The sequence below is a fragment of the Halomonas sp. LBP4 genome (genome assembly GCF_003202205.1).
Classification (GTDB): domain Bacteria; phylum Pseudomonadota; class Gammaproteobacteria; order Pseudomonadales; family Halomonadaceae; genus Halomonas; species Halomonas flagellata.
Genome location: NZ_PDOG01000002.1, coordinates 108321 through 122328, shown reverse-complemented (window position 1 = coordinate 122328; position 14008 = coordinate 108321). Strand labels below are relative to the sequence as shown.

At 68.3% G+C, this 14008-nt stretch carries 13 protein-coding genes; 6 read left to right on the top strand and 7 right to left on the bottom strand.

Annotation, left to right across the window (positions count from 1 at the left end; translation table 11 throughout):
• The 7 genes from ispC to rpsB all read right to left on the bottom strand — a co-directional run bounded on the left by ispC (position 1) and on the right by rpsB (position 6102).
• Positions 1-1197: a 1-deoxy-D-xylulose-5-phosphate reductoisomerase gene (gene ispC / locus CR157_RS07620; RefSeq protein WP_258364099.1), complete on the bottom strand. Its 1197-nt coding sequence runs from the start codon at positions 1195-1197 to the stop codon at positions 1-3.
• A complete protein-coding gene (locus tag CR157_RS07615) occupies positions 1198-1998 on the bottom strand; it encodes a phosphatidate cytidylyltransferase (RefSeq protein ID WP_110282963.1) in 801 nt (266 codons plus the stop codon).
• On the bottom strand, positions 1991-2776 hold the full coding sequence (gene uppS, locus CR157_RS07610; RefSeq protein WP_110283450.1) for a polyprenyl diphosphate synthase: 786 nt from the start codon (positions 2774-2776) through the stop codon (positions 1991-1993). Before uppS ends, CR157_RS07615 begins: the two co-directional genes overlap by 8 nt.
• An 85-nt stretch (positions 2777-2861) precedes the next feature.
• Entirely contained in the window at positions 2862-3419 is a 558-nt protein-coding gene (frr, locus tag CR157_RS07605; RefSeq protein ID WP_110282962.1) for a ribosome recycling factor, read from the bottom strand.
• A 4-nt stretch (positions 3420-3423) separates the two neighbouring features.
• A complete protein-coding gene (pyrH, locus tag CR157_RS07600; RefSeq protein ID WP_110283449.1) occupies positions 3424-4197 on the bottom strand; it encodes a UMP kinase in 774 nt (257 codons plus the stop codon).
• 138 nt (positions 4198-4335) lie between these two features.
• Positions 4336-5205, bottom strand: a complete 870-nt coding sequence (gene tsf / locus CR157_RS07595) for a translation elongation factor Ts (protein WP_110282961.1) — start codon at positions 5203-5205, stop codon at positions 4336-4338.
• Between the two features lie 150 nt (positions 5206-5355).
• Positions 5356-6102: a 30S ribosomal protein S2 gene (gene rpsB / locus CR157_RS07590; protein WP_110282960.1), complete on the bottom strand. Its 747-nt coding sequence runs from the start codon at positions 6100-6102 to the stop codon at positions 5356-5358.
• Positions 6103-6412: 310 nt separating this feature from the next.
• Between rpsB and map the strand changes: the two genes are divergently transcribed.
• From map to dapE, 6 genes are all read left to right on the top strand, one after another.
• Entirely contained in the window at positions 6413-7204 is a 792-nt protein-coding gene (gene map / locus CR157_RS07585; protein ID WP_110283448.1) for a type I methionyl aminopeptidase, read from the top strand.
• A 5-nt stretch (positions 7205-7209) separates the two neighbouring features.
• Positions 7210-9891: a [protein-PII] uridylyltransferase gene (locus tag CR157_RS07580; RefSeq protein ID WP_110282959.1), complete on the top strand. Its 2682-nt coding sequence runs from the start codon at positions 7210-7212 to the stop codon at positions 9889-9891.
• A gap of 309 nt (positions 9892-10200) precedes the next feature.
• Positions 10201-11427 (top strand): succinyldiaminopimelate transaminase, encoded by a 1227-nt coding sequence (dapC, locus tag CR157_RS07575; protein WP_110282958.1) that lies wholly within the window; start codon positions 10201-10203, stop codon positions 11425-11427.
• Positions 11427-11771 carry a Spx/MgsR family RNA polymerase-binding regulatory protein gene (locus CR157_RS07570; RefSeq protein WP_110282957.1) on the top strand — a complete coding sequence of 115 codons (345 nt, stop codon included), beginning with the start codon at positions 11427-11429 and terminating at the stop codon, positions 11769-11771. The genes dapC and CR157_RS07570 overlap by 1 nt, the downstream gene beginning before the upstream one ends.
• 50 nt (positions 11772-11821) lie before the next feature.
• Entirely contained in the window at positions 11822-12847 is a 1026-nt protein-coding gene (dapD, locus tag CR157_RS07565; RefSeq protein ID WP_110282956.1) for a 2,3,4,5-tetrahydropyridine-2,6-dicarboxylate N-succinyltransferase, read from the top strand.
• A complete protein-coding gene (dapE, locus tag CR157_RS07560) occupies positions 12834-14000 on the top strand; it encodes a succinyl-diaminopimelate desuccinylase (RefSeq protein ID WP_110282955.1) in 1167 nt (388 codons plus the stop codon). Before dapD ends, dapE begins: the two co-directional genes overlap by 14 nt.
• Positions 14001-14008 lie beyond the last annotated feature (8 nt).

The following is a 14008-nucleotide window of genomic DNA, read 5'->3' as shown; positions in this document are numbered from 1 at the left end:
TCAGCAACGGTTCAGCCAGTCATGCGCCGCCTGGCGGGCTAGCCCATCGGCCTCGAGAATCGTCTCGAGGTCGGCGGCCGCCGCCACCGGCCGGGCGTCACGCACCCGCGCCACCAGCTCGCCGATCCCGGTGAAGCCGAGCCGGTGGTCGAGGAAGGCCGCCACGGCCACCTCGTTGGCGGCATTGAGCACCGCCGGCGCCGTGCCCCCCGCGGCCATCGCTTCCCGCGCCAGGCGCAGGCAGGGAAAGGCCTCCTCGTCAGGCGCCTCGAAATCGAGCCGCGCCACCGCGAACAGGTCCAGGGCCTCGACACCGGCGTCGATGCGCTCGGGCCAGGCCAGCCCGAAGGCGATCGGCGTGCGCATGTCCGGGTTGCCCAGTTGGGCGATCACCGACCCGTCGGCGTAGGCGGCCATGGAGTGAATCACGCTCTGCGGATGCACCACCACCTGCACCTGGTCGGGCCGGGCATCGAACAGCCAGCACGCCTCGATCAGCTCCAGCCCCTTGTTCATCAGGGTGGCGCTGTCCACCGAGATCTTGCGCCCCATGGACCAGTTGGGGTGGGCGCACGCCTGCTCGGGCGTCACCGCCGCCAGTTCGGCGCCGGACCTGCCGCGGAAGGGACCGCCGGAGGCAGTCAGCAGCAGCTGGGTGACCCCGTGGCGCCCCAGTCCACCGCGGTGCTCGGCTGGTAGACACTGATAGATGGCATTATGTTCGGAATCGATGGGCAGCAGGGTCGCCCCGGAGCCGGCCACGGCGTCCATGAACAGTGCCCCCGACATCACCAGGGCTTCCTTGTTGGCCAGCAGCACCCGCTTGCCGGCGCGCACCGCGGCCAGGGTCGGCAGCAGGCCGGCGGCACCGACGATGGCCGACATCACCACGTCGACCTCGCCCGCCTCGGCCACCTCGACCAGCGCCTCGGCGCCGGCGAGCACCTCGGTGGCGAGTCCCGCCTCGCGGAGCCGTTGGCGCAGCCAGGCGGCGTCCCGTTCGTCGCCAAGCACGGCCACGGCGGGTTGATGTACCCGGCACTGCTCGAGGAGGGTCTCGCGGGAGCGATGGGCCGTCAGGGCATGGACCCGGTAGCGCTCGGGATGGCGGGCGATCACGTCCAGGGTACTGGCCCCGATGGAGCCGGTGGCCCCCAGCACGGTCACCGTTCGCGAGCGGGCAGGCATGGCATCCATCTACAGCGCTCCCAGGTAGAGCAAGGCGAACAGCGGCAGGGCGGCGGTCAGGCTGTCGATACGATCGAGCACGCCGCCATGGCCAGGCAGCAGGTTGCTGGAGTCCTTGATGCCGCGGTGGCGCTTGAGCATGCTCTCAAGCAGATCGCCCAGCACCGAGGCCAGGGTCACCGCCAGGGTCGCCGCCACCAGGATCAGGCCACCGCCGGCGCCCAGCCCTTGCCAGAGTGCATAGGCCACTGCCAGGACCGCGGTGGCGACGAGGCCACCGGCCACCCCCTCCCAGCTCTTGCCGGGGCTGACCTTCGGCGCCAGCTTGCGCCGACCGAAGGCACGACCGGCAAAGTAGGCGCCGATATCGGCACACCACACCACCAGCAGCACGAACAGTAGCCAGACCGCGCCGGAGTCGCGTAGCACATTGAGGCCGACCCAGGCCGGCAGCAGCACCCAGAGTCCCATGGCCAGGCGCCACGGTGTGGCGCCCCATTGCTCGAGCCGCTCGGGGTAGCGGGTGACCCAGTAGAGATTGGCCAGCCAGCCCGCCGCGCCCAGCCACAGCGGCCAGGCGGCCAGGGTCGCGCCCATCAGCCACAGCAGCGCCATCAGCGCCGCCAGGCCGGCCACCAGGGCGAGTCGCCGCTCGCGCGCCTCGACACCGGCCAGGTTGGTCCACTCCCAGCCGGCGAGCAGCACGATGAGGGCGGTGAAGAGCGCGAAGGCGCCCCCCTGCAGGCCGAACAGCCCGGCCAGCATCAACGGCGCCAGCCAGGCCGCGGTGAGGATCCGCTGTCTAAGCATCTTGCGCTTCGACCTGTTCATCGGTCATGCCGAAGCGTCGCTTGCGACGCTGGAAGTCGGCCAGCGCCAGATCGAAGGCCTCGGCGTCGAAGTCGGGCCACAGCAGCGGCGTGAAATGGAGCTCCGCATAGGCCATCTGCCACAGCAGGAAATTGGAGATGCGCTGCTCGCCGCTGGTACGGATGCAGAGGTCCACCGGGGCATCGCCGGCCAGGCAGACCTCGCGGTCCAGGGCAGGCTCGTCGATCGCCGCCGGCGAGAGCTCGCCGGCGGCGACCCGCTCGGCCAGGCGCCGGGCCGCACCGGCGATATCCCAGCGCCCGCCGTAGTTGGCGGCGATCACCAGGTGCAGGCCCTGGTTGTCGGCGGTCAGCGCCTCGGCCCGGGCGATATGCCTCTGGATCGAGGACGAGAAGGCCTCGCGGTCGCCGATGATCGACAGCCGGATGCCGTTGTCGTGAAGCTTCCTGACCTCGCGCTTGAGCGCCATCAGGAACAGCTCCATCAGCGCACTCACCTCGGCCTTGGGTCGCTTCCAGTTCTCGCTGGAGAAGGCGAACAGGGTCAGGGTCTCGATGTCGCGCTCGGCCGCGCGGCGTATCACGGCGCGCACTGCCTCGACGCCGGCACGATGGCCGCGCACGCCGGAGAGGCCGCGGGCCTTCGCCCAGCGGTTGTTGCCGTCCATGATGATGGCCACATGACGTGGCACCCCGCCCTCGGGGGCAGCACGGTCGCTATCCCCGGGACGGGGCTTGGGGGGCTGCGGTGACGTCATGATGTCTCGCATGGGGGTGTGCCGGACCGGGCGGGGCCTCTCCTCGACGCGCCGGGGCCACGAGGAGAGCGCCGCCCGACCACCTTCAGACCTGCATCAGGTCCTGCTCCTTGGATTCCAGCGTCTTGTCGATCTCGGCGATGTACTTGTCGGTCAACTTCTGGATCGCGTCCTCGGCCTGGTGCTGCTCATCCTCGGTGATCTCCTTCGCCTTGAGCAGCGCCTTGATGTCGCCATTGGCATCGCGGCGCACGTTGCGCACCGCCACCCGGGCGTGCTCGGCCTCCTGACGGGCCTGCTTGATGTAGCCCTTGCGGGTCTCCTCGGTCAGCATCGGCATCGGCACGCGGATGTTGTTGCCGGCGGTCGAGGGGTTCAGGCCGAGATCGGAGGTCATGATGGCCTTCTCGATCTTGGGCACCATGCTCTGTTCCCAGGGCACCACGGACAGGGTGCGAGCATCCTCGGTGTTGATGTTCGCCACCTGGTTGAGCGGCACCTGCGAGCCGTAGTAGTCCACGGTCACCGAATCCAGGATGCTGGAGTGCGCACGCCCGGTGCGGATCTTGTTCAGGTTGCCATGAAGGGCCTCGAGGCTCTTCTGCATGCGGGATTCCGCATCCTTCTTGATGTCATTGATCACGTTGTCAACCTCTGTCTATCAGCGTGCCTTCCTCGCCGCCCACCACCAGGTTCAGCAGGGCGCCCGGCTTGTTCATGTTGAAGACCCGAACCGGCATGTCATGGTCCCGCACCAGGCAAATGGCGGTCAAATCCATCACCCCGAGCTTCTGATCGAGGGCATCGTCATAGCTCAGCTGGTCGTACTTCACCGCGTCGCCGAACTTGACCGGGTCCTTGTCGTAGACCCCGTCGACCTTGGTGGCCTTGACCACCACGTCGGCGTCGATCTCGATACCACGCAGACAGGCCGCCGAGTCGGTGGTGAAGAAGGGGTTGCCGGTGCCGGCGGAGAACAATACCACGTCCCCGGAGGTGAGGTAGCGAATGGCGGTACGGCGATCGTAGTGCTCCACCACGCCGCTCATGGGGATCGCCGACATCACCCGCGAGCGGATGTTGGAGCGTTCCAGGGCGTCACGCATGGCCAGCGCGTTCATCACCGTGGCCAGCATGCCCATGTGATCGCCGGTGACCCGATCCATGCCCGCCGCGTTGAGGGCGGCACCGCGGAACAGGTTGCCACCGCCGATCACGATGCCGACCTGGACGCCGATGCCGACCAGTTGGCCGATCTCCAGCGCCATGCGGTCGAGCACCTTGGGGTCGATGCCGAAATCGTGCTCGCCCATCAGCGCCTCGCCGGAGAGCTTCAACAGGATGCGCTTGTACTTCGACTTCGCCGAACGGGACTTGTCCGAACGAGAGGCCTCGGTCTTGGGCGGGCAATCGACCGGCATGTCGGCATGATCGGATGTGGGCATGGCATCTCTCCCTGGGTCGTCAGCAGTGGGCTTCAACGTCGGCCGGATCCACCGGCCGGATACGCGAAGGCGTGCGCTCCCGCGCACGCCATCGTCGAACTGGTACCTGTGACCTCAGCTACGCTTGGCCTGTTCCATCACTTCCTTGGCGAAGTCGACCTCCTCCTTCTCGATGCCCTCGCCCACCTCGAAGCGGGTGAAACCGACCACCTCGCCACCGGCCGCCTTGACGAAGTCGGCGACGCTCTGGTTCGGATCCTTGACGAAGGGCTGCTCGGTCAGGCTGTTCTCGGCCAGATACTTCTTCAGGCGCCCCTGGACCATCTTCTCGGCGATCTGCTCGGGCTTCCCGGCCATGTCGGGCTGGGCGAGGATGATCGCCTTCTCCTGGTCGAGCTGTGCCTGGGGCATGTCCTCGGGGCGCGCCACGGCCGGGTTGATGGCGGCGACGTGCATGGCGACGTCACGGGCCACCTCGGCGCTGCCGCCCTTGAGCACGGTCAGTACGCCGATGCGGCCACCGTGGACGTATTCGCCCACCTGGCCGCCGTCGCCGGCCTCGACCACCACGCAACGACGCACGCCGATGTTCTCGCCGATCTTCTGCACCAGCTGCTCGCGGGCGGTCTCGAGATCGCCGGCCATCACCGCGGCCACGTCCTCGCTCCTGGCGGCGAAGAAGGCGTCGGCGACCTTGTCGGCGAAGGCCTTGAAGTTGTCGTCGCGGGCGACGAAGTCGGTCTCGGAGTTGATCTCGACCATCACGCCGTAGCTGCCGTCCTCGGCCACGCGAGTGACGACGGCGCCTTCGGCGGCGGTACGGCCGGCCTTCTTGGCGGCCTTGAGACCGGAGCTCTTGCGCAGGTTCTCGATGGCGACCTCGATGTCACCGTCGGCCTCGGTGAGGGCCTTCTTGCACTCCATCATGCCGAGCCCGGTACGCTCGCGCAGTTCCTTGACCTGGGAGGCGCTGATAGCTGCCATGGGTTTCACCTCTGAATGGTTTTACCTGGCCGGACCCATCGATCATCGAGAGTCCGGAAAAGTCTGCCCTGGGGAGGAAAAAGGGGGCCAGGGCCCCCTTCTCGCCGGCCCGGCCGCCGCAACGCCGGCCACCGGACAGGCGGGCCGCGATCACTCGGCGGCGCTGTCGCTTTCCTGCGCCACCTCGTCGGTGACCTCGACGAACTCGTCGGGGCGGCCTTCCTTCGCACGACCACAGGCGTCGGCGATGGCCTTGACGTAGATCTGGATGGCGCGGATGGAGTCATCGTTGCCGGGGATCACGTAGTCGACGCCGTCCGGGTCGGAGTTGGTGTCCACCACCCCGATGACCGGAATGCCCAGCTTGTTCGCCTCGTTGATGGCGATGCGCTCGTGGTCGACGTCGATCACGAACAGGGCATCGGGCAGGCCGCCCATCTCCTTGATGCCGCCGATGGAGCGCTCGAGCTTCTCCTGCTCGCGGGTCGCCATCAGGACTTCCTTCTTGGTCAGCTTCTCGAAGGTGCCGTCCTCGCGCATGGCCTCGAGGTCGCGCAGGCGCTTGATCGACTGACGGATGGTCTTGTAGTTGGTCAACATGCCGCCGAGCCAGCGGTGGTTGACGAACGGCTGACCGACGCGGTTGGCCTCTTCCTTGATGATCTTGCTCGCGCTGCGCTTGGTGCCGACGAACATGATCTTGTTGTTGGCCGCGGCCATCTTCTCGACCACATCGATCGCCTCGTTGAGGGCCGGCAGGGTGTGCTCGAGGTTGATGATGTGGATCTTGTTGCGGGCGCCGAAGATGAACTTGCTCATCTTCGGGTTCCAGTACTTGGTCTGGTGGCCGAAGTGAGCGCCTGCCTTCAACAGGTCCCGCATGTTGACGTGTGCCATGGATGACTCCTGAAAAATCGGGTTAGGCCTCCACGCACCCCATGGATCCGACCGTCGGGACGAACCGACAGCACCCGGGACCATGTGCCGGTGCGTGTGTGTTTTCAAGGCGTTGCATTGCATTACGCCCTCGCTGCCGCGGCACCCCCGGCACCCCGGGCCAGCGGACTGGACGGAAGGCGGCACGACAGGGCACAGCGATTGCAGGAAAGCGCGCAGCTTTATACCATGGATCGACTCCGAGATGAAGTCGCCCGACCGCCGTTGGTGCCTGCCGGCGCCGAGCGACCCCACCCTGACCCGAGATTCCATGAACGTTCCCATCAAGACGTCCGACGAGATCGAGAAGATGCGCGAGGCCGGTCGCCAGGCCGCCAGCGTGCTGGAGATGATCACCCCCCACGTGACCGCCGGCGTCAGCACCGGCGAGCTCGACCGCCTCTGTCACGACTACATCGTTCACGAGCTGGGCTCCACTCCGGCCCCGCTCGACTACCACGGCTTCCCCAAGTCGACCTGCACCTCCATCAACCACGTGGTCTGCCACGGCATCCCCGATGACGCCAAGAAGCTCAGGAAGGGCGACATCATGAACATCGACATCACCGTGAAGACCGCCGACGGCTACCACGGCGACTCGAGCAAGATGTTCATCATCGGCGAGAGCATCCAGGGCGAACGGCTGTGCCGAATCACCCAGGAGTGCCTCTACCACAGCATCGCCCTGGTGCGGCCCGGGGTGCGGCTCTCCGAGCTCGCCCGCGCCATCCAGCGCCATGCCGAGGACAACGGCTACTCGGTGGTACGCGACTTCTGCGGCCACGGCATCGGCGCCACCTTCCACGAGGAGCCGCAGGTGCTGCACTACGACGGCTATGCCCCCGAGGCCGACATCGAGCTGGCCGAGGGCATGTGCTTCACCATCGAGCCGATGATCAATGTCGGCTCCCACAAGACCAAGGTGCTGCGCGACGGCTGGACCGCGGTGACCCGCGACAAGAGCCTTTCCGCCCAGTGGGAGCACACCCTGCTGGTCACCGCGACCGGCGTCGAGGTGCTCACCGCCCGTGGCGAGGAAGACTTCGCCTTCCTCGAGCGCTGAGCGACATGCTGCTGCACCACTACCGCTTCGAACCCGACGAGACGCTGTTCGACGTCGCCCGCTTCCGCTCGGAACTGGCCGGCAGCCGCTCGCCCATCGCCCCCTTCAAGGCGGCGCTGCGCGAGATCCAGGCGCACCTCGATGAGCGCTTCCACGAAGGCGCCGATATCCGCGACCTGATCCACGGCCGTGCCTGGTGCCTCGATCGGCTGCTCACGGTGGCCTGGGAGCGGCACGACTGGCCCGACGATGGCGTGGCACTGCTCGCCGTGGGCGGCTACGGTCGCGGCGAGCTGCACCCCTGTTCCGACGTCGACCTGCTGCTGCTGCTCGAGGAGGACGATGACGGGCCGTACCGCGCTCCCCTCACCGACTTCATCACTTTCCTGTGGGACATCGGCCTGGAGATCGGCCACAGCGTGCGCTCGCTTGCCGACTGCGAGCGCGAGGCCCGCGCCGACGTCACGGTGATCACCAACCTGCTGGAGTCGCGCACCCTGGCCGGTCCCGGGCGGCTGCGCGAGGCGATGCAGGCACGCCTGACCACCGACCGGCTGTGGCCCGCCGACCGCTTCTTCGAGGCCAAGTGGCAGGAGCAGATCACCCGCCACTACCGCTACAACAACTCCGAGTACCACCTCGAGCCCAACATCAAGAGCTCCCCCGGCGGGCTCCGGGACATCCAGATGATCGGCTGGGTGGCCAAGCGTCACTTCGGCAGCGAGCGCTACGAGGACCTGGTGGCCAACGGTTTCATGAACGACGCCGAGCTGCACATCCTCAGCCAGGGGCAGGCCTTCCTGTGGCAGGTGCGCTACGCCCTGCACATGCTGACCGGCCGCGCCGAGGACCGCCTGCTGTTCGACCACCAGCGCACCATCGCCGAGCTGTTCGGCTTCCGCGACACCCCGGAGCGCCTCGCCGTCGAGCAGTTCATGAAGCGCTACTACCGTCACGTCACGGCGCTCGCCGGGCTCAACGACATGCTGCTGCAGCACTTCGACGAGGCGATCCTGCGCGCCGGCGAGGAACTCACCACGGTGCCGCTCAACGAGCGCTTCGAGATCAAGGGCGGCTACATCCAGGCGCGCTCGCGCAGCGTCTTTCGCCACCGCCCCTCGGCGCTGCTCGAGCTGTTCCTGCTGATGGCCGAGCACCCGGAGATCGAGGGGGTCCGGGCCGACACCATCCGCCTGATCCGCGACCACCGCCACCTGATCGACGACCTCTACCGCGACGACGTCCGTCACCAGAGCCTGTTCATGACGCTGCTGCGCTCCGGCGGCAACGTCGCCCGGCAGCTGCGGCGCATGAACCGCTACGGGGTGCTCGGCAAGTACCTGCCGGAGTTCGGCCGCGCCGTGGGGCTGATGCAGCACGACCTCTTCCATATCTATACCGTCGACGCCCACACCCTGCGCCTGCTCAAGTTCATCCACGGCTTCCGCAAGCCCGAGGCCCGCGAGGAGTTCCCGGTGGCGGCGGCGCTGATCCACCAGCTGCCCAAGCTCGAGCTGCTGTGGATCGCCGGGCTCTACCACGACATCGGCAAGGGGCGTGGTGGCGACCATTCGCAGATTGGCGCCCGCGACGTCGAGGCCTTCGCCGAGCGCCACGGCCTCTCGCCCCGCGACACCCGCCTGGTCAGCTGGCTGGTGGAGCACCACCTCACCATGTCGATGGTCGCCCAGAAGCGCGACACCACCGACCCGGACGTGATCGCCGACTTCGCCCGCATCGTCGGCGACGAGACCCGCCTCGACTACCTCTACGTGCTCACCGTGGCCGACATCAACGCCACCAATCCCACCCTGTGGAACGGCTGGCGCGCCACCCTGCTGCGCCAGCTGCACGGCGAGACCAAGCGCGCCCTGCGTCGCGGCCTGGAGAACCCGCTGGATCGCGACGACTGGGTACAGGAGACACGCAGCGAGGCCCGCTCGCTGCTCGCCGTGGTGGGGACCGACATGGACCGGGTCGACCGCCTGTGGGAGTCGCTCGGCGAGGACTACTTCCTGCAGTACGCCCCCAGCGAGATCGTCTGGCAGACCCAGGGCATCCTCGCCCACGACGGCTCGAACCTGCCGTTGATCCTGATCAACGCGCCCACCGAGGACATGGCCGAAGGCGGCACCAAGGTGTTCATCCACACTCGCTCGGTACACGACCTCTTCGCCGCCACCGCCGCCGCCCTGGACCAGCTGGACCTCTCCATCCACGACGCCCGCATCGCCACCTCCAGCAATAACTGGACGCTGAACACCTTCATCGTGCTCGACGACGAGGGGCAGGCGATCCGCGACCCCGGGCGCATCGAGGAGATCCGTCGTTACCTGGTGGAGGAGCTCGACGACCCCGAGGACTACCCGAAGATCGTCACCCGCCACACCCCGCGCCAACTCAAGCACTTCCGGGTCCCCACCGAGGTGCTCATCGAGCAGGACCCGGCCAACGAGCGCACCATGCTCGAGCTCACCGCCCCCGACCGTCCCGGCCTACTGGCGCGGGTGGGGCGTATCTTCATGGAGCAGGACATCGCGCTCTCGGCGGCCAAGATCGCCACCCTGGGCGAACGGGTCGAGGACGTCTTCTTCATCACCACCAAGGCCGGCGAGCCGCTCACCGACCCCGAGCGCCAGGCACGGCTGCGCGCGCGGCTGGTGGAGGTGCTCGACGTTTCCGGGTAAACCACCGGCAACGATAGCCTCGGAAAAGGCGAGAACGCCGGAGACGAGGGGCGCCGTCACTCGGGGCTGATCCGGCGACAGGCCTGCGAGGGGGCGCTGTAAACCCCTCCCTGGGCGCTACTTTTGCCTTCCCTGGCAAAAGACCCCCTCTTCGGCCTGTCCCCGGCGCCCCTGTACGTCCAGCAGAGATTCCCACCGGCACCGGAGGCCAGCGTTTGAGGCCTTGTCTGGCCTTCCCTATAATCAAGCCCCTTTCGACCACGACAACGACGCCCGAGGCCACGGCCGGCGAGGCGCGCCTGGACACCCATGAACCCCGATCTCGACGCCCTCAAGCCCTACCCCTTCGAGAGGCTCGCCGCCCTCAAGGCCGATGTGACGCCTCCGGCGGGCCTGCCCCATATCCCGTTGACTATCGGCGAGCCGCAGCACGCCCCCTTCGCCGCGGCCCTGGAGACGCTGGTCGCCCACCGCCACGAGATGGCCCGCTACCCGGCCACCGCCGGCCTGGCCGAACTGCGCGGCGCCATCGCCGGCTGGGCCACGCGGCGCTTCGGCCTCGCGGGCCTCGACCCGGAGACCCAGGTGCTGCCGGTCAACGGTACCCGGGAGGCGATCTTCGCCTTCGTCCAGGCGGCGCTCGACCGCACCCGGCCGGCCCGGGTGGTGGTGCCCAACCCCTTCTACCAGATCTACGAGGGGGCAACCCTGCTCGCCGGCGGCGAGCCGCTCTACCTGGACTGCCGCGCCGATCACGGCTTCCGCCCGAACCTCGATGCCGTGCCCGCCGAGACCTGGCGCGACGTCCAGTTGGTGTTCCTCTGCTCGCCGGGCAACCCCACCGGGGCGGTGACGCCGCTGGCGGAGTTCGAGAAACTCATCGAGCTGGCGGATGAGCACGATTTCCTGATCGCCTCGGACGAGTGCTACTCGGAGCTCTACCTGGACGAGGCGGCCCCCCCGCCGGGGCTGCTCGAGGCCTGCGCCCGGCTCGGCCGCCACGACTACCGGCGCTGCCTGGTGTTTCACTCGCTCTCCAAGCGCTCCAACCTGCCGGGGCTGCGCTCCGGCTTCGTGGCGGGAGACGCCTCGCTGATCGCGCCCTTCAGGCGCTACCGCACCTACCACGGCTGCGCCATGTCGCTGCCGCTGCAGCGCGCCTCGATCACCGCCTGGAACGACGAGGCCCATGTGCGGACCAACCGTGATGCCTATCGCGAGAAGTTCGCCGCCGTGACCGAGATCCTCGCCCCGGTGCTGGACTTCCCCGAGCCCGAGGCGAGCTTCTACCTCTGGCCGGCGGTGCCGGGCGGCGACGACGAGGCCTTCACCCGGGCGCTCTATGCCGAGGAACATGTCAGCGTGCTGCCGGGCTCCTATATGGGTCGTCCCGCAACCGACGACGGGATGGGCCGCCCCGGCCACGATGGCGTCAACCCCGGCAGCGGCCGTGTCCGCCTGGCGCTGGTGGCCGAGCGGGAGGCCACCGTCGAAGCCGCGCGGCGCATCCGCCGCTTCATCGAGAGGAGCGCATGATGCTGACGCTCTACGTCATCAACACCTGCGACACCTGCCGCCGCGCGCGCAAGGCCCTGGACGCCAAAGGCATCCCCTACCAGCTCCATGACCTGCGCGAGGACGGCCTCTCCGCGCCCCTGCTCGAGCATATCCTCGGGAAGGTGCCGGTGATGACGCTGCTCAACCAACGCAGCACCACCTGGCGCAACCTGGACGAGGCCGACAAGGCCGGTATCGACGCCAACAAGGCCCGCGAGCTGATGATGGCGCACCCGACGCTGCTCAAGCGCCCGCTGCTCGACACCGGCGACGAGATCCGCGTCGGCTACCGCGACGGCGACTACGACGACCTGAAAGGTTGAGACGCCCCTTTCCCCATGACGAGCTTTCCCACTTAGACGAGGATCCCCCCATGCTGAGCTTTGCACTCGGAATCGGCACCCAGAACACCCAGGGCGACTGGCTGGAAATCTACTATCCGGCGCCCCTGCTCCACCCCGACGCCGGCCTGGTCGAGGCCGCCGGCAAGGTGCTGGATGCCCCGGCCGGCAATGCCGCCGTAAGCTTCGTCCCCGAGCAGTGCGGCGACCTGGCCGCGGCGCTCAAGGCCGCCGGCCAGCCGGAGCAGGCCGAGCTGGCCGAGTCGCTGGCGGCGAGCAAGCGGCCGCTGGTGGCCATGTTCCTGGAGAACGACCTGCCGCCCCAGAGCGCGCCGGAGGTCTACCTCAAGCTGCACCTGCTCTCCCATCGCCTGGTCAAGCCCCACGGCCTGGACCTCACCGGCATGTTCGGCCTGCTGCGCAACGTCGCCTGGACCAGCGAGGGCCCCATCGATATCGAGGAACTGCCGGCCCGCCGCCTGCGCGCCCGCCTCGAGGGCCGTTCGCTCTCGGTGGACTGCGTCGACAAGTTCCCCAAGATGACCGACTATGTGGTACCGACCGGCGTGCGCATCGCCGACACCGCCCGGGTGCGCCTGGGCGCCCACCTCGGCGAGGGCACCACCGTGATGCACGAGGGCTTCGTCAACTTCAACGCCGGCAGCGAGGGCCCCGGCATGATCGAGGGCCGCATTTCCGCCGGGGTGATGGTCGGCAAGGGCTCCGACCTGGGCGGCGGCTGCTCTACCATGGGCACCCTCTCCGGCGGCGGCAACATCGTCATCAAGGTCGGCGAGGGCTGCCTGATCGGGGCCAACGCCGGCATCGGCATCCCCCTGGGCGACCGCTGCACCGTGGAGGCCGGGCTCTACATCACCGCCGGCGCCAAGGTCACCCTGCTCGACGACCAGGGCCAGGAGGTCAAGACCGTGGCCGCCCGCGAGCTCGCCGGCCAGGACGACCTGCTGCTGCGCCGCAACTCACAGAACGGCCGCATCGAGTGCCTGACCAACAAGAGTGCCATCGCGCTCAACGAGGCACTGCATGCCAACGACTGAGGCCCTTTCCCCGACGCTCGCGCTCGCCTTCGAGCTGATCCGACGCCCCTCGGTCACCCCCGACGACCTGGGCTGCCAGGCGCTGATGATCGAGCGGCTCGAGCGGCTCGGCTTCCATGTCGAGCGCCTGCCCTTCGGTGACGTGGAGAACTTCTGGGCGACCCGCGGCCACCACGGGCCGATGCTGGCCTTCGCCGGGCACACCGACGTGGTGCCCAGCGGCCCCCACCTGCACTGGGATCACCCGCCCTTCGAGCCCTGCATCGATGACCAGGGGATGCTCTGTGGCAGAGGGGCCGCCGACATGAAGGGCAGCCTGGCGGCCATGCTCACCGCGGTGGAGCGCTTCGTTACCGCCCACCCGGATCACCACGGCAAGATCGGTTTCCTGATCACCTCCGACGAGGAGGGCCCGGCGGTGGATGGCACCCGGGCGGTGGTCGAGCACCTGCGCGAGGCCCACGAACGGCTCGACTACTGCATCGTCGGCGAACCCTCCTCCACCGCGCGGCTGGGCGACGTGATCAAGAACGGCCGGCGCGGCTCCCTGGGCGGGGTGCTGCACATCAAGGGCGTGCAGGGCCATGTGGCCTACCCGCACCTGGCGCGCAACCCCATCCACCAGGCGATGCCTGCGCTCGACGCCCTGGTCCGGGAGCACTGGGACGCGGGCAACGCCTTCTTCCCCGCCACCAGCTTCCAGGTCTCCAACATCCGCGCCGGCACCGGGGCCACCAACGTGATCCCCGGCGACGTGGAGGTGGTGTTCAACTTCCGCTTCTCCACCGAGGTGACCCACGAACAGCTCAAGCAACGCACCGAGGCGCTCCTCGACGCCCACGGCCTCGAGTACCATCTCGACTGGACCCTCAACGGCGAGCCCTTCCTCACCGCCGAGGGCGAGCTGGTCGACGCCGCGCTGAGGGGCGTCGAGGACGTGCTGGGCCACCGGCCGGAGCTCTCGACCAGTGGCGGCACCTCGGACGGACGCTTCATCGCCACCCTGGGCAGCCAGGTGGTCGAGCTCGGCCCGCTCAATGCCACCATCCACAAGGTCAACGAACGCGTGCGTGCCGCGGATCTCGATGATCTCAGCCGGGTCTACGAGGCCATCCTCGCCAGGCTCTTCGTCAACGGCACCGCCCAGCCCTGAGGCCGCCC